Raw genomic sequence first — 24,084 nt, 5'->3', positions numbered from 1 at the left:
ATTTATATTCCTCCAACTAATGCTTTATGACATAAATCAATTTTTCCTGTAGACGATGCACTCCTTGGAATGCTGCCCCCATTGCTAAAAGCTCCTCTAGCTGACTCAGTTTAGCAACCGTAATTTTCTCTCCTGGTACAAATAACGGAATGCCTGGCGGATATGGGATGAGCATGCTGGCGGCAACTCGGCCAATTGCACGCATATATGGAATCCATTCCTTGTCCATCAATCCGATTTCTGCAAATGTGTATTCCGAGGTTGTAATGTGTGCCATTTCATATTGTTTACCCATTTGCTCAACTGCCTCACCTTTTTGTTTTTTCAACTCGGCTACGGCATCCTTTATACGAATGCACATTTCTCCAAATGGATAGCTTTGACCATGTTTTAATAATGGCAAAATGATGAGTACCTGTTCTGCATCGGCAAGTTCCACATACAGCTGATTATTCTCAAACGCATCCTTAAGTTGGAAACCAGTATAACCTGGTGCACGTAGTAATAACTTTAGCGGATCATCTACTTCAACAACCACTAGCCCAGGCAACGAACGTAGAGATTCCACTAATTGCTGGCGCTTGTCCATTAAATACATACTATCACTCTCAAGATATGTCGATACATAGTGCCTTGCATCATCTAATGAAGCAAGCAATAAATAGGAGGGACTACTAGATTGTAGCATGCGTAAATAACCATTAATTTTTTCTGGTTGAATTAAACTCGATTTTATATGTAAAAACGAAGCCATCGTCATTGCTGGCAATGTTTTATGCGCAGACTGCACTACGACATCTGCTCCTAAATTTAACGCTGATACCGGAAATGCCTTACTTGCGATCAGGTGAGCGCCATGTGCCTCGTCTACTAAAACCGGGATATGTTTTTCGTGGCACAATGCAATTTGTTGCGCTAACTGCTGAGATACAATGCCGTAATAGGTCGGGTATGTCAGTATTACCGCTTTCGCATTTGGGTAACGTTGAAGTGCCTCCTTCAGTACTTCCGTAGAAACACTTCCTGCTGTACCGCTCTGCAAATCCCATTGTGGTGTCACGTATACTGGTTTTGCTCCGACTAATTCAATCCCGTGAAATACTGATTTATGTGCATTTCGCTGTACAATAATGATATCGCCTCGCTGACACGTCGCATAAATCATTGCCAAATTACCGACAGTTGAACCATTCACTAAAAAGAAACTTCGGTCCGCACCATACGTTTTAGTAAGAAGCAACTCTGCACTGGCTATTGCCTCTTCCGGATGATGGAAATCATCAAGTCCTGATAGCTCAGTCACATCATATGTAAGTGCTGTTTTTAGTTCATTTGGTAGTGCTGACAGAACCCCATGCTTATGTCCCGGTACATGTAAAGACTGTGGTTCACTTGCCACAAATTTTTGTAATGCTTCAACGATTGGTCGTTCATTTTTCATCGTCTCACCCCGTTTACTATTCTATAACTATTATACGTTATCAGGTCCAATTCAAACCACGCTATAATACAACCATCTTAGTTACACGAAGGAATTCATAAATAAAAATTATCGTTTTCAATGCGACTGGTGGCGTAGGACAACATTTTGTTTAAAATGGTCGTACAGCAGAGGAGGTTACAATCCTTCAAGGAGACGCCTTCGATTCAACTGCTGTAGCGGAAGCTGTTAAAGAACATAAAGCGTTTATTTCACGCTTAAACTCTAGAGCCGGTATGAAAAAATCTGATGAGTTAGAACGTATGGGGAAAAACATTGTTGACGGAATGGAAGCAGCTGGTATTAAGCGCTTTGTATACTGTGCCTCTGCTGGAGTAGACGGAGAAATTCCAGGCATCGCTGGTAAAGTTATAATGAAAATACTCACAAACCCATTAAAAGATCACCGCGCTGCACTAGACTATTATAAATCAAAAAAATTTACGTATTCAACCGCTCGTCCAATGGGCTTAAAAGATGAGCCATTATCCACTTCATATAGCGAATCATTAGATAGTGTGTCTGGTACTTCTCGTTCCATCGCTCGTGCAAGCGTAGCACATTTTATGTTAAAAGCACTAACAGATGCGACATACGAAAATACTTCAGTTGGATTAAGTAAATAACAGAAAAAGGAAACGGTACCCCCGTCTCCTTTTTCTTACTTTATTTTTGACACTAAGATGTGTTACGTATAGGCATCTTATTACAAGATGTATGTTGACCATCACTATTTACGACTTGTTAAATAACCTACTTCTTCTACTGTGTATCTACTTGACTTACATACCAAATCATCTGACTACCTAAGAGAAATAATGTTACGTTTCTAATACAGCAAATACCTCAATGTGTTAATACAGTTGGATCTTTTGTTATATAATATAACCTTAATTAAGTCTATTCGCGTACCCTATATAAGCTATGTATGGGTCTTTACTTATACCACTTATTTCAATGTTCTTTCATTATTTACTGGGAAATAATAAAGCGCTCTACGATATAGAAAGTAATTTAATTCACCAGATATTAATCTTTATTCTGTTAAATCAAATCAAACTATCTTAAGTTAGAAATGTAACATTTACAACTTAATAAAACCGATACTTGTGGATTGAGGCGTTATATTTTCCAGAACAAAAAAAGCCTAAGCATAATGCTTAGACTTTTTGATTTGCGAAGCGACGTCCTACTCTCACAGGGGGAAGCCCCCAACTACCATCGGCGCTAAAGAGCTTAACTTCCGTGTTCGGTATGGGAACGGGTGTGACCTCTTTGCCATCATCACTTCACTTGCACATAGATGTGCTTATATTGAAAGATTGTTCTTTCAAAACTGGATAAACGGTTCATTGAAAGTTAAAATATTCGGTAATAATGTGGTTAAGTCCTCGATCGATTAGTATTCGTCAGCTCCATGTGTCGCCACACTTCCACCTCGAACCTATCTACCTCATCGTCTTTGAGGGATCTTACTTACTTGCGTAATGGGAAATCTCATCTTGAGGGGGGCTTCATGCTTAGATGCTTTCAGCACTTATCCCGTCCATACATAGCTACCCAGCGATGCCTTTGGCAAGACAACTGGTACACCAGCGGTATGTCCATCCCGGTCCTCTCGTACTAAGGACAGCTCCTCTCAAATTTCCTACGCCCACGACGGATAGGGACCGAACTGTCTCACGACGTTCTGAACCCAGCTCGCGTACCGCTTTAATGGGCGAACAGCCCAACCCTTGGGACCGACTACAGCCCCAGGATGCGATGAGCCGACATCGAGGTGCCAAACCTCCCCGTCGATGTGGACTCTTGGGGGAGATAAGCCTGTTATCCCCGGGGTAGCTTTTATCCGTTGAGCGATGGCCCTTCCATGCGGAACCACCGGATCACTAAGCCCGTCTTTCGACCCTGCTCGACTTGTAGGTCTCGCAGTCAAGCTCCCTTATGCCTTTACACTCTACGAATGATTTCCAACCATTCTGAGGGAACCTTTGGGCGCCTCCGTTACTCTTTAGGAGGCGACCGCCCCAGTCAAACTGTCCGCCTGACACTGTCTCCTACCCCGCTAAGGGGCATGGGTTAGAAGTTCAATACAACCAGGGTAGTATCCCACCGACGCCTCCTCCGAAGCTGGCGCTCCGGGATCTCTGGCTCCTACCTATCCTGTACAAGTTGTACCAAAATTCAATATCAGGCTACAGTAAAGCTCCACGGGGTCTTTCCGTCCTGTCGCGGGTAACCTGCATCTTCACAGGTACTATAATTTCACCGAGTCTCTCGTTGAGACAGTGCCCAGATCGTTACGCCTTTCGTGCGGGTCGGAACTTACCCGACAAGGAATTTCGCTACCTTAGGACCGTTATAGTTACGGCCGCCGTTTACTGGGGCTTCAATTCGCAGCTTCGCTTGCGCTAACCACTCCTCTTAACCTTCCAGCACCGGGCAGGCGTCAGCCCCTATACGTCACCTTACGGTTTTGCAGAGACCTGTGTTTTTGCTAAACAGTCGCCTGGGCCTATTCACTGCGGCTCTCATGCGCTTTAACACGCTCAAGAGCACCCCTTCTCCCGAAGTTACGGGGTCATTTTGCCGAGTTCCTTAACGAGAGTTCTCTCGCACACCTTAGGATTCTCTCCTCGACTACCTGTGTCGGTTTGCGGTACGGGCACCTCTCACCTCGATAGAGGCTTTTCTTGGCAGTGTGAAATCAGGAACTTCGTCCATACGGACTCGCCATCACAGCTCAATGTTAAAGTATGCGGATTTGCCTACATACACACCTTACTGCTTGGACGCGCACAACCAACGGCGCGCTTACCCTATCCTACTGCGTCCCCCCATTTCTCAAACGGTGAGGAGGTGGTACAGGAATATCAACCTGTTGTCCATCGCCTACGCCTATCGGCCTCGGCTTAGGTCCCGACTAACCCTGAGCGGACGAGCCTTCCTCAGGAAACCTTAGTCATACGGTGGACGGGATTCTCACCCGTCTTTCGCTACTCATACCGGCATTCTCACTTCTAAGCGCTCCACCAGTCCTTCCGGTCTGACTTCAGCGCACTTAGAACGCTCTCCTACCACGCATACTCAAAGTATGCATCCACAGCTTCGGTGAATCGTTTAGCCCCGATACATTTTCGGCGCAGCGTCACTCGACCAGTGAGCTATTACGCACTCTTTAAATGATGGCTGCTTCTAAGCCAACATCCTGGTTGTCTAAGCAACGCCACATCCTTTTCCACTTAACGATTACTTTGGGACCTTAGCTGGTGGTCTGGGCTGTTTCCCTTTTGACTACGGATCTTATCACTCGCAGTCTGACTCCCGTGTATAAATATCTGGCATTCGGAGTTTGTCTGAATTCGGTAAAGCGAGATGCCCCCCTAGTCCAAACAGTGCTCTACCTCCAGTATTCTCAATCACGAGGCTAGCCCTAAAGCTATTTCGGAGAGAACCAGCTATCTCCAGGTTCGATTGGAATTTCTCCGCTACCCACACCTCATCCCCGCACTTTTCAACGTGCGTGGGTTCGGGCCTCCAGTAAGTGTTACCTCACCTTCACCCTGGACATGGGTAGATCACCTGGTTTCGGGTCTACGACCACGTACTAATTCGCCCTATTCAGACTCGCTTTCGCTGCGGCTCCGTCTTATCAACTTAACCTCGCACGTAATCGTAACTCGCCGGTTCATTCTACAAAAGGCACGCTATCACCCATTAACGGGCTCTAACTACTTGTAGGCACACGGTTTCAGGATCTATTTCACTCCCCTTCCGGGGTGCTTTTCACCTTTCCCTCACGGTACTGGTTCACTATCGGTCACTAGGTAGTATTTAGCCTTGGGAGATGGTCCTCCCGGATTCCGACGGAATTTCACGTGTTCCGCCGTACTCAGGATACATTCAAGAGGGAATGAACTTTTGACTACAGGGCTATTACCTGCTATGGCAGACCTTTCCAAGTCGCTTCGTCTAGCTCATTCTTTTGTAACTCCGTATAGAATGTCCTACAACCCCAAAGAGCAAGCTCTTTGGTTTGGGCTATTCCCGTTTCGCTCGCCGCTACTCAGGGAATCGAATTTTCTTTCTCTTCCTGCAGGTACTTAGATGTTTCAGTTCCCTGCGTCTGTCCTCATCGCGCTATGTATTCACGCGTAGATACTATGCTATTAAACATAGTGGGTTCCCCCATTCGGAAATCCCCGGATCAAAGCTCACTTACAGCTCCCCGAGGCATATCGGTGTTAGTGCCGTCCTTCATCGACTCCTAGTGCCAAGGCATCCACCGTGCGCCCTTAATAACTTAACCATAAAGATTAGTTACTGCTTACCCGAAGGTAAGACTTAAGAACTTACAGTTTATTACTTGATTTATTTCATTGCTTTCAATGTCGTTTTATCCAGTTTTCAAAGAACAAGTTTTGAAGTATATCATTCATTTAAGAATGAACCTTCAAAACTGAACAGCAAAACGTTAATTGTGATTTCATCCAAGATGAAATCTTCCGTAATTATCCTTAGAAAGGAGGTGATCCAGCCGCACCTTCCGATACGGCTACCTTGTTACGACTTCACCCCAATCATCTATCCCACCTTCGGCGGCTGGCTCCATAAAGGTTACCTCACCGACTTCGGGTGTTACAAACTCTCGTGGTGTGACGGGCGGTGTGTACAAGGCCCGGGAACGTATTCACCGCGGCATGCTGATCCGCGATTACTAGCGATTCCGGCTTCATGTAGGCGAGTTGCAGCCTACAATCCGAACTGAGAACGGTTTTATCGGATTAGCTCCCCCTCGCGGGTTGGCAACCGTTTGTACCGTCCATTGTAGCACGTGTGTAGCCCAGGTCATAAGGGGCATGATGATTTGACGTCATCCCCACCTTCCTCCGGTTTGTCACCGGCAGTCTCCTTAGAGTGCCCAACTAAATGATGGCAACTAAGAATAAGGGTTGCGCTCGTTGCGGGACTTAACCCAACATCTCACGACACGAGCTGACGACAACCATGCACCACCTGTCACCATTGTCCCCGAAGGGAAAACTATGTCTCCATAATGGTCAATGGGATGTCAAGACCTGGTAAGGTTCTTCGCGTTGCTTCGAATTAAACCACATGCTCCACCGCTTGTGCGGGCCCCCGTCAATTCCTTTGAGTTTCAGTCTTGCGACCGTACTCCCCAGGCGGAGTGCTTAATGCGTTAGCTGCAGCACTGAGGGGCGGAAACCCCCCAACACTTAGCACTCATCGTTTACGGCGTGGACTACCAGGGTATCTAATCCTGTTTGCTCCCCACGCTTTCGCGCCTCAGTGTCAGTTACAGACCAGATAGTCGCCTTCGCCACTGGTGTTCCTCCAAATCTCTACGCATTTCACCGCTACACTTGGAATTCCACTATCCTCTTCTGCACTCAAGTTCCCCAGTTTCCAATGACCCTCCACGGTTGAGCCGTGGGCTTTCACATCAGACTTAAGGAACCACCTGCGCGCGCTTTACGCCCAATAATTCCGGACAACGCTTGCCACCTACGTATTACCGCGGCTGCTGGCACGTAGTTAGCCGTGGCTTTCTAATAAGGTACCGTCAAGGTAACGCCAGTTACTACGCTACTTGTTCTTCCCTTACAACAGAGTTTTACGAACCGAAATCCTTCTTCACTCACGCGGCATTGCTCCATCAGGCTTTCGCCCATTGTGGAAGATTCCCTACTGCTGCCTCCCGTAGGAGTCTGGGCCGTGTCTCAGTCCCAGTGTGGCCGATCACCCTCTCAGGTCGGCTACGCATCGTTGCCTTGGTGAGCCGTTACCTCACCAACTAGCTAATGCGCCGCGGGCCCATCCTATAGTGATAGCCGAAACCATCTTTTAACATCTCCTCATGAAAGGAAATGTATTATTCGGTATTAGCCCAGGTTTCCCTGAGTTATCCCAATCTATAGGGTAGGTTACCCACGTGTTACTCACCCGTCCGCCGCTAAATCAGAAGAAGCAAGCTTCTTCATCATTCGCTCGACTTGCATGTATTAGGCATGCCGCCAGCGTTCGTCCTGAGCCAGGATCAAACTCTCCATAAAAGTTAGTTTGAAAGCTCATTTGCTTTGCTAGCGTATCAACTAAAAGTTGATATCTATGTTTTTGTTTCGATCTCCACTAACAGGTGTCAGTGCGTCGAAACGTTGTTTTAATTAACGTTTTGCTTGTTCAGTTTTCAAGGTTCATTTCGTTATCGTCTTATCGGCGACAACTTCTTTAGTATATCACGTTGTTAAATGTTGTGTCAACAACTTTTTTAAAAATGTTTTTCGTTGTGTTTTTCAACTGCAACTTTTATATCTTATCATCGACTCTACTAAACGTCAATGCTTTTTTGTTCTTTTTATACCAAATATAAACGAACTCCCTCCTGTACATTTTAATCATCAAGATAACGTATAGGGTCCTCCACAAGTATCCGAAGGGAAGTTCGATTAATTTTATGAAAAGTGAACAAGTTGTTTATTTAAGTAATTGAGGGATTGATGAATATGAATACTATTATTTTAAACATGAGCATAACAAAGAAATTTATAGCATTAAAATATAGATTTGCTCCTCCAAGGAAATCTTAGCTATAAATCAGGAGATTAAACACCACATTTGTAGTCGTACTAAATAACTCGGTTTAGTTTAAAGCTTACTTAATCCAAAGAAAAAGTGATTCCATTATCCAACGTGGTTTTTACATTCTACCCATTTCTTCAGCTGTGGTGTCTAGTAAAATTATGAGAACTTATTTCCCTACCTTCTTAATCCGTAAATTGGTTGACGCGACGACGTTTTTCCATTTGCTTTTATGGCGTATCGGACCCGCAGGATACATCAGCGGGCACATGTAAATCCTTAGCAAAACTGCCTTGAATGACTTTTTACGGTTCAAATGAACATTATCTATTACAAGTAAGTCAAACTGTTGCTGCCTTTTTACGTATTATTTAAATTTACCGATATGTAAAAATAGGCGTAATCAGAAAAAAAGATTAAAACGTTTAGCTTCAAAATTCCCAGCAATTCGTCCATCCTACTTTAAACCTGGAGTCGCCGCCTTCCACTCCAATCAACTAGTATCTGCTTACTAGGAAGATAACTTTCTTTTCCTCTCTAAGAAACACCCTTTTTCTGTATACTAAAATAAAGTGAAGACAGGTGGTGCGCCCCATAATTTTAAATCAAGAAACCCTTAACCTAAGTCCATACATGCCGATTTATGAAATCGTCGTGCCAAAAGATCACATGCTGCGCCAAATTAATGAACTCGTGGATGTTTCATTTATTCTAGGGGAGCTGAAAACTAAATACTATTTGGATAACGGTGGAAATGCGATCCCGCCGATCAATATGTTTAAATACCTATTATTGAAAGCGATTCATGATGCATCAGACGTTGATTTAGTAGAGCGTTCTAGATACGATATGTCCTTTAAATATTTCTTAGATTTAGCGCTAGAAGATGACGTCATTAATTCAAGCTCTCTCACAAAATTCTGGCGGCTGCGTCAAAAAGATGTGGGCTTATTCGACTTGATAATTGAAAAAATGCTTGAAAAAGAACCATAAGCAGCACAAGTACCAGCTGCGAAAGAACGTCTCAATACATTAAAAGAAATTGTGGATGACTATTAATATCAACTCTAATACTCGGCAGATACAGAGACACGTGTTGGTCATACAGCAATCGATTTGTCTTTCTTTGGCTACAAAACGCATATTGCGAGGAGTGATGAACGAATTTTACAGCAGCAACTATTACAACAGTTGAAAAAAGTGATGGACATTATTTACAAGAATTAATCAAGAAACGTAAAGCAACTGGAATGAAAGTTTAGATAGTAATTGGTGACAATGCCTATTAAGAAAAAGATAACTTAGTTGATACAAATCAAGAACAGCCTCAATTAATCGCAAAACTAAATCCAATCCTTATAACCAGAGGACGTACGAAACAAAAAGAATTTGATTTTAATAAAGATTTCGGCATGTTTGTATGTCCAACAGGTCACATGGCGACGAGAAAAGCGCGTACAGCGAAGAAAGGTCAAAATACGAAGCAATCGCTGACGTTTTATTTTGACATCAAAAAGTATAAAATGGGTCCATTGAAGGAGGACTGTTATAAGGAATCGCCAATAGCAAATCGTATTCCATCACCATCAAATCGACTGGATACGAAGAACAAGCTGCTTACCAAGAGACAGAGGAATTTAAAGAGCATGCCCGAAATCAGTATAAAATTGAAGCAAAAAATAGTGAATTGAAAAATTCCCTCGAGTACAATACGGCCCAATCAGCGGGTTTATTTGGCATGGAAATTCAAGGTGCTACAATAATATTCGCTTTGAATCTGAAACAAATATTGAAGCTACTTAGTGAGAAAGAGTAAGGAATAGACAATGAAATAAGGGCATCTTTTATTGCCTTTAGAACCCACTTCCTTTTCAATTGATCTATTTTCCACACAACGAACTTACTTCAGTTTAATTCCCCCACACTCGCTCAATACAGCCATTCTTGCTTTGTACGAATGTGCGTAGTATCAACTATCCAAATTGGGTTTAGCCATGTCCTAAGGAACTGACCTTTGACTAAGCTGGAACAGATACCGCCCCCCACACACCTCTGTCTTTAAAATTATCGTGTCTTCAACTCCTGGGGAACTGATGATAGAATGCATGTACATGTAACCCCATCTTACCTTTTGTTTCAGCAACTAAAGTATAAGACCTTTGGGTGTAACGTTCTTTTTTGTCAAATTATATCAATATTTTAACATTTAGTATTGGACCTATATAATTTACTCTACAACAAAAAAAGCCTAAGCATAATGCTTAGACTTTTTGATTTGCGAAGCGACGTCCTACTCTCACAGGGGGAAGCCCCCAACTACCATCGGCGCTAAAGAGCTTAACTTCCGTGTTCGGTATGGGAACGGGTGTGACCTCTTTGCCATCATCACTTCACTTGCACATAGATGTGCTTATATTGAAAGATTGTTCTTTCAAAACTGGATAAACGGTTCATTGAAAGTTAAAATATTCGGTAATAATGTGGTTAAGTCCTCGATCGATTAGTATTCGTCAGCTCCATGTGTCGCCACACTTCCACCTCGAACCTATCTACCTCATCGTCTTTGAGGGATCTTACTTACTTGCGTAATGGGAAATCTCATCTTGAGGGGGGCTTCATGCTTAGATGCTTTCAGCACTTATCCCGTCCATACATAGCTACCCAGCGATGCCTTTGGCAAGACAACTGGTACACCAGCGGTATGTCCATCCCGGTCCTCTCGTACTAAGGACAGCTCCTCTCAAATTTCCTACGCCCACGACGGATAGGGACCGAACTGTCTCACGACGTTCTGAACCCAGCTCGCGTACCGCTTTAATGGGCGAACAGCCCAACCCTTGGGACCGACTACAGCCCCAGGATGCGATGAGCCGACATCGAGGTGCCAAACCTCCCCGTCGATGTGGACTCTTGGGGGAGATAAGCCTGTTATCCCCGGGGTAGCTTTTATCCGTTGAGCGATGGCCCTTCCATGCGGAACCACCGGATCACTAAGCCCGTCTTTCGACCCTGCTCGACTTGTAGGTCTCGCAGTCAAGCTCCCTTATGCCTTTACACTCTACGAATGATTTCCAACCATTCTGAGGGAACCTTTGGGCGCCTCCGTTACTCTTTAGGAGGCGACCGCCCCAGTCAAACTGTCCGCCTGACACTGTCTCCTACCCCGCTAAGGGGCATGGGTTAGAAGTTCAATACAACCAGGGTAGTATCCCACCGACGCCTCCTCCGAAGCTGGCGCTCCGGGATCTCTGGCTCCTACCTATCCTGTACAAGTTGTACCAAAATTCAATATCAGGCTACAGTAAAGCTCCACGGGGTCTTTCCGTCCTGTCGCGGGTAACCTGCATCTTCACAGGTACTATAATTTCACCGAGTCTCTCGTTGAGACAGTGCCCAGATCGTTACGCCTTTCGTGCGGGTCGGAACTTACCCGACAAGGAATTTCGCTACCTTAGGACCGTTATAGTTACGGCCGCCGTTTACTGGGGCTTCAATTCGCAGCTTCGCTTGCGCTAACCACTCCTCTTAACCTTCCAGCACCGGGCAGGCGTCAGCCCCTATACGTCACCTTACGGTTTTGCAGAGACCTGTGTTTTTGCTAAACAGTCGCCTGGGCCTATTCACTGCGGCTCTCATGCGCTTTAACACGCTCAAGAGCACCCCTTCTCCCGAAGTTACGGGGTCATTTTGCCGAGTTCCTTAACGAGAGTTCTCTCGCACACCTTAGGATTCTCTCCTCGACTACCTGTGTCGGTTTGCGGTACGGGCACCTCTCACCTCGATAGAGGCTTTTCTTGGCAGTGTGAAATCAGGAACTTCGTCCATACGGACTCGCCATCACAGCTCAATGTTAAAGTATGCGGATTTGCCTACATACACACCTTACTGCTTGGACGCGCACAACCAACGGCGCGCTTACCCTATCCTACTGCGTCCCCCCATTTCTCAAACGGTGAGGAGGTGGTACAGGAATATCAACCTGTTGTCCATCGCCTACGCCTATCGGCCTCGGCTTAGGTCCCGACTAACCCTGAGCGGACGAGCCTTCCTCAGGAAACCTTAGTCATACGGTGGACGGGATTCTCACCCGTCTTTCGCTACTCATACCGGCATTCTCACTTCTAAGCGCTCCACCAGTCCTTCCGGTCTGACTTCAGCGCACTTAGAACGCTCTCCTACCACGCATACTCAAAGTATGCATCCACAGCTTCGGTGAATCGTTTAGCCCCGATACATTTTCGGCGCAGCGTCACTCGACCAGTGAGCTATTACGCACTCTTTAAATGATGGCTGCTTCTAAGCCAACATCCTGGTTGTCTAAGCAACGCCACATCCTTTTCCACTTAACGATTACTTTGGGACCTTAGCTGGTGGTCTGGGCTGTTTCCCTTTTGACTACGGATCTTATCACTCGCAGTCTGACTCCCGTGTATAAATATCTGGCATTCGGAGTTTGTCTGAATTCGGTAAAGCGAGATGCCCCCCTAGTCCAAACAGTGCTCTACCTCCAGTATTCTCAATCACGAGGCTAGCCCTAAAGCTATTTCGGAGAGAACCAGCTATCTCCAGGTTCGATTGGAATTTCTCCGCTACCCACACCTCATCCCCGCACTTTTCAACGTGCGTGGGTTCGGGCCTCCAGTAAGTGTTACCTCACCTTCACCCTGGACATGGGTAGATCACCTGGTTTCGGGTCTACGACCACGTACTAATTCGCCCTATTCAGACTCGCTTTCGCTGCGGCTCCGTCTTATCAACTTAACCTCGCACGTAATCGTAACTCGCCGGTTCATTCTACAAAAGGCACGCTATCACCCATTAACGGGCTCTAACTACTTGTAGGCACACGGTTTCAGGATCTATTTCACTCCCCTTCCGGGGTGCTTTTCACCTTTCCCTCACGGTACTGGTTCACTATCGGTCACTAGGTAGTATTTAGCCTTGGGAGATGGTCCTCCCGGATTCCGACGGAATTTCACGTGTTCCGCCGTACTCAGGATACATTCAAGAGGGAATGAACTTTTGACTACAGGGCTATTACCTGCTATGGCAGACCTTTCCAAGTCGCTTCGTCTAGCTCATTCTTTTGTAACTCCGTATAGAATGTCCTACAACCCCAAAGAGCAAGCTCTTTGGTTTGGGCTATTCCCGTTTCGCTCGCCGCTACTCAGGGAATCGAATTTTCTTTCTCTTCCTGCAGGTACTTAGATGTTTCAGTTCCCTGCGTCTGTCCTCATCGCGCTATGTATTCACGCGTAGATACTATGCTATTAAACATAGTGGGTTCCCCCATTCGGAAATCCCCGGATCAAAGCTCACTTACAGCTCCCCGAGGCATATCGGTGTTAGTGCCGTCCTTCATCGACTCCTAGTGCCAAGGCATCCACCGTGCGCCCTTAATAACTTAACCATAAAGATTAGTTACTGCTTACCCGAAGGTAAGACTTAAGAACTTACAGTTTATTACTTGATTTATTTCATTGCTTTCAATGTCGTTTTATCCAGTTTTCAAAGAACAAGTTTTGAAGTATATCATTCATTTAAGAATGAACCTTCAAAACTGAACAGCAAAACGTTAATTGTGATTTCATCCAAGATGAAATCTTCCGTAATTATCCTTAGAAAGGAGGTGATCCAGCCGCACCTTCCGATACGGCTACCTTGTTACGACTTCACCCCAATCATCTATCCCACCTTCGGCGGCTGGCTCCATAAAGGTTACCTCACCGACTTCGGGTGTTACAAACTCTCGTGGTGTGACGGGCGGTGTGTACAAGGCCCGGGAACGTATTCACCGCGGCATGCTGATCCGCGATTACTAGCGATTCCGGCTTCATGTAGGCGAGTTGCAGCCTACAATCCGAACTGAGAACGGTTTTATCGGATTAGCTCCCCCTCGCGGGTTGGCAACCGTTTGTACCGTCCATTGTAGCACGTGTGTAGCCCAGGTCATAAGGGGCATGATGATTTGACGTCATCCCCACCTTCCTCCGGTTTGTCACCGGCAGTCTCCTTAGAGTGCCCAACTAAATGATGGCAACTAAGAATAAGGGTTGCGCTCGTTGCGGGACTTAACCCAACATCTCACGACACGAGCTGACGACAACCATGCACCACCTGTCACCATTGTCCCCGAAGGGAAAACTATGTCTCCATAATGGTCAATGGGATGTCAAGACCTGGTAAGGTTCTTCGCGTTGCTTCGAATTAAACCACATGCTCCACCGCTTGTGCGGGCCCCCGTCAATTCCTTTGAGTTTCAGTCTTGCGACCGTACTCCCCAGGCGGAGTGCTTAATGCGTTAGCTGCAGCACTGAGGGGCGGAAACCCCCCAACACTTAGCACTCATCGTTTACGGCGTGGACTACCAGGGTATCTAATCCTGTTTGCTCCCCACGCTTTCGCGCCTCAGTGTCAGTTACAGACCAGATAGTCGCCTTCGCCACTGGTGTTCCTCCAAATCTCTACGCATTTCACCGCTACACTTGGAATTCCACTATCCTCTTCTGCACTCAAGTTCCCCAGTTTCCAATGACCCTCCACGGTTGAGCCGTGGGCTTTCACATCAGACTTAAGGAACCACCTGCGCGCGCTTTACGCCCAATAATTCCGGACAACGCTTGCCACCTACGTATTACCGCGGCTGCTGGCACGTAGTTAGCCGTGGCTTTCTAATAAGGTACCGTCAAGGTAACGCCAGTTACTACGCTACTTGTTCTTCCCTTACAACAGAGTTTTACGAACCGAAATCCTTCTTCACTCACGCGGCATTGCTCCATCAGGCTTTCGCCCATTGTGGAAGATTCCCTACTGCTGCCTCCCGTAGGAGTCTGGGCCGTGTCTCAGTCCCAGTGTGGCCGATCACCCTCTCAGGTCGGCTACGCATCGTTGCCTTGGTGAGCCGTTACCTCACCAACTAGCTAATGCGCCGCGGGCCCATCCTATAGTGATAGCCGAAACCATCTTTTAACATCTCCTCATGAAAGGAAATGTATTATTCGGTATTAGCCCAGGTTTCCCTGAGTTATCCCAATCTATAGGGTAGGTTACCCACGTGTTACTCACCCGTCCGCCGCTAAATCAGAAGAAGCAAGCTTCTTCATCATTCGCTCGACTTGCATGTATTAGGCATGCCGCCAGCGTTCGTCCTGAGCCAGGATCAAACTCTCCATAAAAGTTAGTTTGAAAGCTCATTTGCTTTGCTAGCGTATCAACTAAAAGTTGATATCTATGTTTTTGTTTCGATCTCCACTAACAGATGTCAGTGCGTCGAAACGTTGTTTTAATTAACGTTTTGCTTGTTCAGTTTTCAAGGTTCATTTCGTTATCATCTTATCGGCGACAACTTCTTTAGTATATCACGTTGTTAAACGTTGTGTCAACAACTTTTTTAAAAATGTTTTTCGTTGTGTTTCTCAACTGCAACTTTTATATCTTATCAAATTGAATGGTTGTTGTCAATAACTTATCGAACTTATTTATTAATAATTACTAAAGAAAATACACACAGAACACCTGGGAGCCCTAGAAAAGCTATTGTCAAAGTAGAAAATCCATTTATCGGTACAATAAAACCGTAGTTACTTAAGCTCAAATTAGCGACATACAGTAACACAATTGCACACGCAACCTTAAACCAAAGCACAGCAAATCTTTCAACAAGCACGCCGAATCCAACGTTTCTTCCTATTATAATAATCAAAAAGAGCAACAAACAGATTCCACTTACGATAAGTGTCTGCATCACGCCATCCTTTCCTTACTTCCTAATGGAGCATATGCTACTGTTGTTGCTCTTATTTCTATTTAATTAGTACGCGACGAATACGTGCTTCTTTAAATAAGTAAAAGTGAATGCTTTCCGCTTTTTTTCGTTCTGAGATTACATCTAAACTATAATCATCCATTAGTTCTTCAATAACCTTAGCGTTATTCCATTCATCTTTTGTCTCTTTAATCGTTGCGACGAGTCTTTCGTCGAATTCTTTCTTTAACTTACCTTTACGAGAAAATAACATGTAATTCCCTCACCTTATAATTCACGTCGGCCTTCTAACGCTTTTGACAACGTTACTTCATCCGCATATTCTAAGTCGCCACCTACAGGCAATCCGTGCGCAATCCGCGTTGTACGAATACCAGAAGGTTTTACTAGACGTGAAATATACATAGCCGTCGCTTCCCCTTCAATTGTCGGGTTCGTTGCCAAAATTAATTCTTGTACACGTTCATCATGAAGACGCGTTAGTAAAGCAGCTACATTAATATCCTCCGGCCCTACCCCGTCCATCGGCGAGATTGCACCGTGAAGTACATGGTATAGCCCATGATAATCACGCATTTTCTCCATCGCAATGACATCTTTCGGATCTTGTACGACACAAATTGTTGAAACGTCTCGTTGCTTATCCGAACAAATATGGCACGGATCAATATCTGTAATATGACCACATTGCGAGCAATACATCAAATTACGTTTTGCATCAACTAAAGCTTTTGCAAAAGAAAGTACTGTATCTTCCTTCATTTTTAAAACAAAAAAAGCTAAACGGGCAGCTGTTTTTGGTCCAATGCCTGGCAATTTCATAAAGCTATCAATTAGCTTTGATATTGGTTCAGGATAGTGCATAACGTGTTGCCCCCTAGAATGGCAGATTCATCCCTTGAGTGAATTTACCCATAGTTGAAGCAGTAGTGTCCTCTACCTTTTTCAGCGCTTCGTTTGTTGCTACAACAATTAAATCTTGTAGCATTTCGATATCCTCAGGGTCTACTACAGACTCATCTAAGTTTACATTAAGTACTTGGCGTTGACCGTTCATGACCACTTTCACCATACCGCCGCCAGCTGTACCTTCAAATTGTTGTTCGTTTAACGCTTCTTGTGCTTCCATCATTTCTTTTTGCATCTTTTGCATTTTTTTCATCATACCTTGCATATTCCCCATACCACGCATAGTTCAATTCCTCCTCAAAATAGTTAAATTAATCTTCGACAACGTCAACAAAATCTTTACCGAACATTTTTTCGGCCTCAAGCACAATCGGGTCCTGTGAGGCTAGTTGCTGTACATCATCAATAAACGGCTCTTCGTAAAGAGGTTCACTTATGTCCACACTTCCATCAGCTTGCGGTGCCTGCTGGGCTTTTCTTTGATCCAAGCCATTGTCACGGATAAAACTTTCACGTAACGTTAACCATGCACCTTCCGGAATACAAAGTACTTCATATAAGGTACCGAGCTCCGCTGATAAAATTTGCGTAAACAGCGATGTCAGTGCTTTGTTTTCAGCTACCATTTGACAATGAATATCATACTTGAATTTTAACACAAAAGCACTTGTAGATGCGGCAACTGGTTCCGCTTCGGCTAGTAACGCGGATTGTGATTTTTGCATTTGACCTAGCGCCATCGCCCACGCGGATTTAATTTTTTTAATATCTAACTTAGTCGCTGTCTTCAGTACTTCTTGAATACGACCAGACGGCGGGTTATAGCCGTTCGGTGATTTTGAACGCGGACGTGGTGCTTCCTTTGCCTGCGCGACTGACGACACCCCGTTCTGAAGTTGTTGCGTTAACTGGCGCACCATATTTTCAAGCGCTATAACTTTTTCCTCGAGTGCAGGATTCGCACCGACAACACCTACCAAAACGTTCCCCGCGCTCGAATGCTGAGCCATTTTCAATAACGCGGTTTCTAAATAAATCTTTGTATGGTGCGAGAAACGCATTTCTTGTTGCGTTTTCGCCAAAATATCGATAAACCCGTACAATGTATCCGCCGAAAATCCATGCGCAAGCTGCGTAAATTTTTCCTCTGGTGCTACTAGCTCTAGTAATTCCTCTAAATCCCCACTCGTTTGCATAAGGAGTAAGTCGCGGAAAAATGTAATTAAATCTTCCGCCAAACGGAGTGGTTCCTTACCATCCGCAATTAAACCTTCTAATAAGGAAATTACTTGCGCCACATCCTTATTTTGCAAGGATGTTATAATGTCATAAAATACATCTTGGCTAACTGAACCCGTGACAAGGAGTGCATCCTCTAGTTGCAGTGCGTCACCACTAAATGATACTACCTGATCTAGTAAACTTAGCGCATCACGCATCCCACCAGCAGCAGATTGCGCAATCACTTTTAACGCCTGTTCCTCATAGGGAAGCGCAATATCTTCTAATACAATTTTCATACGATCTAAAATATCGGCAGAAGAAAGTCGCTTAAAGTCGAAGCGTTGGCAACGAGAAATAATTGTTGCGGGTAGCTTATGGGGCTCTGTTGTCGCCAAAATAAATACCGCATGCTCTGGGGGTTCTTCTAAAGTTTTTAAAAGCGCATTAAATGCACTTGTAGAAAGCATATGCACCTCATCAATAATATACACTTTAAAACGCGCGCTTGCCGGGGCAAAGCGTACCTTTTCGATAATGTCACGCATCTCTTCTACCCGTGAATTAGACGCCGCATCAAACTCGATTACATCCGTGTGCGAACCATCTGCAATGCTTTTACACGTTGCGCACTCATTACACGGCTCACTCGCTGGTGCATTCTCACAGTTTAATGCTTTTGAGAAAATTTTAGCTGTACTCGTTTTCCCTGTTCCACGCGGACCGGAAAATAGATAGGCGTGCGTCGTTTTACTAGCTAGGAGAGCATTTTGAAGCGTTCTTTTCACATGTGTTTGACCGGACATTTCACGAAAAGATTGCGGTCTATAAACGCGATAAAATGCTTGGTACGTCAACTGTTATCTCCCCATTCTTTAAATAAATTCAATAGCTTAATTATACCATAAACAGTGTCTAAACTCTTTTGTAAAGACCATTTGAAGGACACATCCCGCTCTAAAATAGGGCGAGAAGATGTTCATTATTCAGTTAAGGACGTTATTCTTTCTTAACCACTAAAAAAAGCGCGTCCACCAAATTTGGTGGACGCGCTTTGAATTGGCAATTTAATGCCGTGCACCTTTCTTCGACAGCCGCACATAAGCGTAACTCTTGTCGCCAGCTCAAGTTAGGCGACCCCGCGGCACATGGGTTAAACCACTTAATGCTGCTTCCTTCCGGACCTGACATGGTTCGTGGGTACCCATTGCGCAGGACCCAACCGTCAACACTACGTGCAAAAGGCAGACCAAACAATACGGACAGCCTCAGAAAAGGAATTCAATCTTGCTAGAGCGGATTGCAAGTTACAGGGCACCGCTACCTCCCCATCTAGCACGGCAATACTTAGTATACTAAGTGTGCTCTAAAAATGCAATGAAATGTCACAACAATCATAAAAACATTCCATTTATTAATAATATCCCCCCATTATTGCCTTGGAATTACTATTACATAGAAGCAAAACAAAATAATAATTTTTTTTTAAAAAGTCTTGAAATAGTCTTGACTCACTTTTTAATCCATGATAAATTAATACAAGTCGATAAGACATAAGCAAGACATTTTGGAGGTATACCCAAGTCCGGCTGAAGGGATTAGTCTTGAAAACTAACAGGCGGGTTAAACCGCGCGGGGGTTCGAATCCCTCTACCTCCTCCATTTTTTCAAAAGCGCATAGTTTAGAATCGTAACCGTTGCCTAAGTAACGGATTTTTTATTGCAAAAAATGAAACATTCAATAAAAGTACTATAACCTTCATCGGTTATAGTACTTTTTTGCATTCCCAAGTGCTTTGCTTGTACAAAACGATGTTTGATTATTTAAAATAAAGATATTTGGATGCTATTAAGGGAGGAATTTACACTGGAAACAAAACAGCCAATCTCAAAATCCTCTCGCACTTTAGTTATTATCTTATTTATTGCTTTATTAACTGCCCTTGGAAGCGAGTTAAAGATTATGCCATTTGAGGATGCCCCTTTCCGATTTGGACTAGGGAGCATTATATTCTTTTTGGCATTACTCATCCAACCAGTCCCCATTATAAAAACAGGTATTATTACAGGGTTCACCGTCGTTGCTTTTCGAGCCCTTGTCGATACGCTTTATACCGGAAACCCAATCTCCCAACAGTGGGTAGAGCATTTCCCGGCCGCATTGTTCTATATTGTTTTTGCAGTCTGCTTAAAAACAATCAATATTGAGCAAATTAAATCACATCCGTTTATGCTTGGACTTTACGGCATTGCCTTTGAAGTACTAGCAAATACGATGGAACAATTAACGATGACACTCTTTATCACGCAGCAGCGGGCTACTTACGATGAATTTTTATTATTTGTAGCAGTTGCTTTTTTACGAAGCTTTTTCGTCGTTGGCTTTTATAGCACGATTACCGTTTCTGAACAAAAGAAGCAGATGCAACAGCTACTTAATATTCACTCCGAATTATATGTGGAATCTTTATATTTACAAAAATCGATGGCGCAAATTGAACAAATTACGGCCGACAGTTTTCAATTATATAAACAGTTAAAGCCGGTTGACACTAGTTTTAGCAGTGAACTCCTGCGCATTTCTCAAGAAATTCACGAAATAAAAAAAGACACCGAACGGATTTATGCAGGACTTTCTAAAATTGTTACTACTAAACGCTCCGATACTTTTTTATTGTCAGATTTAATTCGTTTTGTTGTTGAAGCAAACGAAAACTATGCGAACCTGTTAAATAAACGAATTTCATTTACGACAGCTTGTTCTACAGATATGCGAACACACGAACACATTGCCTTACTAGCCTTGTTGAATAATTTAGTGGCAAATGCAGTAGAAGCGATTGAGCAAGTAGGTTCGATTGAACTAACCATCCATTCTACACCGCAGAAGACGACCTTTGTTGTAAAGGATGACGGACAAGGGATTAAGGCATCTATGCTGTCGGTTATTTTTGACCCTGGATTTACATCTAAATTTAACGAAGCAGGTATCGCTTCTACAGGAATTGGCCTTTCACATGTCCAAACGATTATTTCAAGACTTCAAGGGAATATTACTGTCATAAGCGCTGAATGGACAACCTTTACCGTGACGGTCCCAACGAAAAAATTATGTTCTAAGGAGGCAACTAAGTAATGCGCTATTTTATCGTAGACGATGACCGCGCAAGTCGCATAATGCTAGCTAATATTATTAATGAGTGCGCACTCGGGACAGTCATCGGCGAAGCAAAGAACGGACAAGACGCCATTCCACAAATTCTGATGACTCAGCCTGAATTCGTGTTGATTGATTTACTCATGCCGAAACTGGACGGCATAGAAACAATAGAACGATTGCATGAAAACCGTTTCGAAGGAAATTTTATTATGATCTCACAAGTAGTAAATAAAGAAATGGTCGCAGAAAGTTATGAAAAAGGGGTCGAATTTTTTATTCATAAGCCTATAAATAAAATTGAAGTGCAAATGGTACTACAAAAAACAGAAGAACAGCATCGTTTGAAAAATTCTATTAAAGCCATTCGCCAGTCACTTACACTTTTTGAGGTACCGGATGTGAAGCATACGAAAAAAACGACACGCGATCATATTCAGTCCATCCTAAATGATATCGGAATTGTTGGAGAGGTTGGCAGTGAAGACATTATTACAATAATCGAGCACCTACTGCTCGAAAAACATAAAATTGCACCACTTCCTCCGTTAAAGGAAATTTATGAAAAAGTGGCGATGCTCACAAAAACAACACCCGATGAACTTGTGAAGGAAAGTAAGGCGATTGAACAGCGTATACGTCGCACGATTTTAGCAGGGATGATTAACTTAGCTAACCTTGGCATTGTAGACTATACAAATTCCGAGTTTGAATACTATGCACCACGTTATTTTGACTTTACAGATATTCGTCATTTAATGCATCAAATAGAAAAAAACGAGCATCGTAAGGCAAAAGTAAACATCAAAAAATTCATTCAAGTTTTATATTCTGAAATAATTAGCAAAGCAGATTAGTCGGATTTTGTCGGATTTTGTAATGTTTGTTTATACTGAAATTAGGCTAGTCCTAAATTTAAGTTAGGGGGAATTAAATTTTGAAAAAGATTAAACTTAGTTTAGCGGTCCAAATAGTAATCGGGCTTGTATTAGGGATTACTGTCGGCGCCATCTTCTATGGTAACGCCGCAGTCTCAACCTATTTACAACCTATCGGGGATGTCTTCCTTCATTTAATAAAAATGATTGTTGTACCGATTATTGTTTCGACATTAATTGTCGGAGTTGCTGGCACGGGGGATATGAAGCAACTAGGTCGATTAGGCGGAAAAACACTACTTTATTTTGAAGTCATTACGACAATTGCTATTATTGTCGGTTTATTAGCAGCAAACCTATTCCAGCCAGGTGCTGGTATTAACATGAATGAATTATCAGAAGGTGATATTTCAAGTTATGTGAGCACATCGGAAACGGTTGGAGATCAAGGTCCATTCCATATTTTAGTAGACATCGTACCAACAAACGTGATCGAGGCGATGGCAAGTGGGAATATGCTACAAATCATCTTCTTCTCGGTATTATTCGGTCTAGGTGTTGCAGCCATTGGTGACAAAGGGAAACCAGTTTTAGCATTCTTCCAGGGCGTTGCAGATGCAATGTTCTACGTTACAAATGTAGTAATGAAATTTGCTCCATTTGGTGTATTCGCCTTAATCGGAGTAACGGTGTCTAAATTCGGTTTAGCATCCTTAATTCCTTTAGGTAAATTAGCCATCTTAGTATACGCAGCAATGTTCTTCTTCATTTTTGTAATACTCGGAATAACAGCGCGTATTTTTGGTATAAATATTTTAACAATGATTAAATTAATTAAAGCCGAGCTTATTCTAGCTTACTCAACAGCAAGTTCTGAAGCTGTACTTCCACGTTTGATGGAAAAAACAGAAAAAATGGGTGCACCGAAAGATATCGTTTCTTTCGTTATTCCAACAGGTTATTCATTTAATTTAGATGGTTCAACACTTTACCAAGCAATTGCTGCATTATTCATTGCGCAAATGTATGGCATTGATCTTTCGATTATGGATCAAATTACGTTAATGCTTGTTTTAATGGTTACTTCTAAAGGGATTGCTGGTGTTCCAGGCGTATCATTCGTTGTACTGCTTGCAACATTAGGCACAGTAGGAATTCCAATAGAAGGTCTTGCGTTTATCGCAGGGATCGACCGTATCCTCGACATGATGCGTACTGTTGTTAACGTTGTTGGTAATACATTATCAGCACTTGTTATGGCGAAATGGGAAAAACGCTTTGACGAGAAGAAATTTGATGCTTACGTAGCCGAAGAACTTGGCCAAAAAGCATAAAATAAAACGTGAGATCGCTCGTGCGGTCTCACGTTTTTTATTATTTCACAACTTTTGCTAGATAAGCACGAATTGATTGTTCACCATTATGGAGCGCTTCCTGCTCGCGCGCTTCGTCCTTTGCTACCTTGGCCTCTGCTGCTACCGCTACTTTTTCAGCGTCTGCCTGAGGTATTACGATTACTCCGTCAATGTCACCTATGATAAGGTCACCAGGATGCACGACAACACCGCCAACAGAAACAGGTACACCTACTGCACCACCGCCGAATTTATTGCCTGCTGCTACCGTTGTCCCGAGTGAAAAAACAGGAAAATCAATAGCCCGCGCCGCTGCTAAATCACGAATAACCCCGTCTACGATAAAGCCTTGTACTCCTACCCCTTGTGCTAGTTGCATAACAAAATCCCCTGCTACGGCGCGGTTTGTATTGCCCTTTGCATCTATAACTAATATTTCCCCTTTATTTGCCTTGCTAATCGCTTCTAGTACCGCACCATTCTCCCCGTCTGGTAAACGCACCGTTAACGCACGACCCGCAATTTTAAAATGATCTGCCAGTGGTTTAATTCCCGCGGATACATTTGTATGACCGCCCGTTGCATCGGAAATTGCCGTTGTTGGCAATGCTAAAAAACGTTCTTCAATTATTGTTGTCGTCAATTCTCCATCCCCTATTCATATTCTTTTACAAATGAACAAAAATTTGTAATTATTAAAATAATATAGGATAACACTT

General features: G+C 43.7%; 10 protein-coding genes, 1 tRNA gene, 6 rRNA genes, 1 other RNA gene and 2 pseudogenes. 6 read left to right on the top strand and 14 right to left on the bottom strand.

What is annotated here, in order from left to right:
* Nucleotides 1-16: 16 nt before the first annotated feature.
* Nucleotides 17-1,441: an aminotransferase class I/II-fold pyridoxal phosphate-dependent enzyme gene (locus MHH87_RS00195; protein WP_340747350.1), complete on the bottom strand. Its 1,425-nt coding sequence runs from the start codon at nt 1,439-1,441 to the stop codon at nt 17-19.
* Nucleotides 1,442-1,620: 179 nt separating this feature from the next.
* On the opposite strand from MHH87_RS00195, the pseudogene MHH87_RS00190 reads away from it, so the two are divergent.
* Nucleotides 1,621-2,106, top strand: a pseudogene (locus tag MHH87_RS00190) (NAD(P)-binding oxidoreductase); the annotation flags it as partial.
* 550 nt (nt 2,107-2,656) lie between these two features.
* Here MHH87_RS00190 and rrf (MHH87_RS00185) read toward each other — a convergent pair.
* From rrf (MHH87_RS00185) to MHH87_RS00175, 3 genes are all read right to left on the bottom strand, one after another.
* A 5S ribosomal RNA gene (gene rrf, locus MHH87_RS00185) occupies nt 2,657-2,772 on the bottom strand.
* 87 nt (nt 2,773-2,859) lie between these two features.
* Nucleotides 2,860-5,789 (bottom strand): 23S ribosomal RNA (locus tag MHH87_RS00180).
* A gap of 212 nt (nt 5,790-6,001) precedes the next feature.
* Nucleotides 6,002-7,554: ribosomal RNA gene (locus MHH87_RS00175) — 16S ribosomal RNA — on the bottom strand.
* Together the 16S, 23S and 5S rRNA genes form the textbook arrangement of a ribosomal RNA operon.
* Before the next feature lie 1,120 nt (nt 7,555-8,674).
* On the opposite strand from MHH87_RS00175, the pseudogene MHH87_RS00170 reads away from it, so the two are divergent.
* A pseudogene (locus MHH87_RS00170) lies at nt 8,675-9,896 on the top strand (transposase).
* Nucleotides 9,897-10,357: 461 nt separating this feature from the next.
* On the opposite strand, the gene rrf (MHH87_RS00165) reads toward MHH87_RS00170, so the two are convergent.
* From rrf (MHH87_RS00165) to ffs, 9 genes are all read right to left on the bottom strand, one after another.
* Nucleotides 10,358-10,473, bottom strand: a 5S ribosomal RNA gene (rrf, locus tag MHH87_RS00165).
* A gap of 87 nt (nt 10,474-10,560) precedes the next feature.
* A 23S ribosomal RNA gene (locus MHH87_RS00160) occupies nt 10,561-13,490 on the bottom strand.
* Nucleotides 13,491-13,702: 212 nt separating this feature from the next.
* Nucleotides 13,703-15,255, bottom strand: a 16S ribosomal RNA gene (locus tag MHH87_RS00155).
* Nucleotides 15,256-15,554: 299 nt separating this feature from the next.
* Nucleotides 15,555-15,824 (bottom strand): pro-sigmaK processing inhibitor BofA family protein, encoded by a 270-nt coding sequence (locus tag MHH87_RS18830; RefSeq protein WP_445683064.1) that lies wholly within the window; start codon nt 15,822-15,824, stop codon nt 15,555-15,557.
* Between the two features lie 58 nt (nt 15,825-15,882).
* Nucleotides 15,883-16,098, bottom strand: a complete 216-nt coding sequence (locus tag MHH87_RS00150) for a YaaL family protein (protein WP_340747349.1) — start codon at nt 16,096-16,098, stop codon at nt 15,883-15,885.
* Nucleotides 16,099-16,112: 14 nt separating this feature from the next.
* Nucleotides 16,113-16,709, bottom strand: coding sequence for a recombination mediator RecR (gene recR, locus MHH87_RS00145; protein ID WP_340747348.1), 597 nt, complete (start codon nt 16,707-16,709; stop codon nt 16,113-16,115).
* A 13-nt stretch (nt 16,710-16,722) separates the two neighbouring features.
* Nucleotides 16,723-17,037 carry a YbaB/EbfC family nucleoid-associated protein gene (locus tag MHH87_RS00140; protein ID WP_340747347.1) on the bottom strand — a complete coding sequence of 105 codons (315 nt, stop codon included), beginning with the start codon at nt 17,035-17,037 and terminating at the stop codon, nt 16,723-16,725.
* A 28-nt stretch (nt 17,038-17,065) separates the two neighbouring features.
* Nucleotides 17,066-18,832 carry a DNA polymerase III subunit gamma/tau gene (dnaX, locus tag MHH87_RS00135; RefSeq protein WP_340747346.1) on the bottom strand — a complete coding sequence of 589 codons (1,767 nt, stop codon included), beginning with the start codon at nt 18,830-18,832 and terminating at the stop codon, nt 17,066-17,068.
* Between the two features lie 216 nt (nt 18,833-19,048).
* Nucleotides 19,049-19,316: signal recognition particle sRNA large type (ffs, locus tag MHH87_RS00130), an RNA gene on the bottom strand.
* Nucleotides 19,317-19,544: 228 nt separating this feature from the next.
* On the opposite strand from ffs, the gene MHH87_RS00125 reads away from it, so the two are divergent.
* The 4 genes from MHH87_RS00125 to MHH87_RS00110 all read left to right on the top strand — a co-directional run bounded on the left by MHH87_RS00125 (nt 19,545) and on the right by MHH87_RS00110 (nt 23,344).
* Nucleotides 19,545-19,637 (top strand) — tRNA-Ser (locus MHH87_RS00125).
* A gap of 181 nt (nt 19,638-19,818) precedes the next feature.
* Nucleotides 19,819-21,111, top strand: coding sequence for an ATP-binding protein (locus tag MHH87_RS00120; RefSeq protein ID WP_340747345.1), 1,293 nt, complete (start codon nt 19,819-19,821; stop codon nt 21,109-21,111).
* The gene (locus tag MHH87_RS00115) at nt 21,111-21,989 is read left to right on the top strand and encodes a response regulator (RefSeq protein WP_340747344.1); all 879 of its coding nucleotides are present in this window, start codon (nt 21,111-21,113) and stop codon (nt 21,987-21,989) included. Before MHH87_RS00120 ends, MHH87_RS00115 begins: the two co-directional genes overlap by 1 nt.
* Nucleotides 21,990-22,066: 77 nt before the next feature.
* Nucleotides 22,067-23,344 carry a cation:dicarboxylate symporter family transporter gene (locus MHH87_RS00110; RefSeq protein WP_445683109.1) on the top strand — a complete coding sequence of 426 codons (1,278 nt, stop codon included), beginning with the start codon at nt 22,067-22,069 and terminating at the stop codon, nt 23,342-23,344.
* Between the two features lie 40 nt (nt 23,345-23,384).
* Here the strand turns inward: MHH87_RS00110 and MHH87_RS00105 are convergent, their stop codons facing one another.
* Nucleotides 23,385-24,008: an RraA family protein gene (locus MHH87_RS00105; protein WP_340747342.1), complete on the bottom strand. Its 624-nt coding sequence runs from the start codon at nt 24,006-24,008 to the stop codon at nt 23,385-23,387.
* Nucleotides 24,009-24,084: the final 76 nt, after the last annotated feature.

This window comes from Solibacillus sp. FSL H8-0538 (assembly GCF_038003525.1).
GTDB lineage: Bacteria > Bacillota > Bacilli > Bacillales_A > Planococcaceae > JBBOPI01.
This window is presented reverse-complemented; position numbering and strand designations above follow the sequence as displayed.

Bases quoted from the DNA above. Each gene is read 5' to 3' on its own strand.
- MHH87_RS00195 (WP_340747350.1), bottom strand. From the start codon at position 1,441: ATGAAAAATGAACGACCAATCGTTGAAGCATTACAAAAATTTGTGGCA.
- MHH87_RS18830 (WP_445683064.1), bottom strand. From the start codon at position 15,824: ATGCAGACACTTATCGTAAGTGGAATCTGTTTGTTGCTCTTTTTGATT.
- MHH87_RS00150 (WP_340747349.1), bottom strand. From the start codon at position 16,098: ATGTTATTTTCTCGTAAAGGTAAGTTAAAGAAAGAATTCGACGAAAGA.
- recR (WP_340747348.1), bottom strand. From the start codon at position 16,709: ATGCACTATCCTGAACCAATATCAAAGCTAATTGATAGCTTTATGAAA.
- MHH87_RS00140 (WP_340747347.1), bottom strand. From the start codon at position 17,037: ATGCGTGGTATGGGGAATATGCAAGGTATGATGAAAAAAATGCAAAAG.
- MHH87_RS00120 (WP_340747345.1), top strand. From the start codon at position 19,819: ATGCTATTAAGGGAGGAATTTACACTGGAAACAAAACAGCCAATCTCA.
- MHH87_RS00115 (WP_340747344.1), top strand. From the start codon at position 21,111: ATGCGCTATTTTATCGTAGACGATGACCGCGCAAGTCGCATAATGCTA.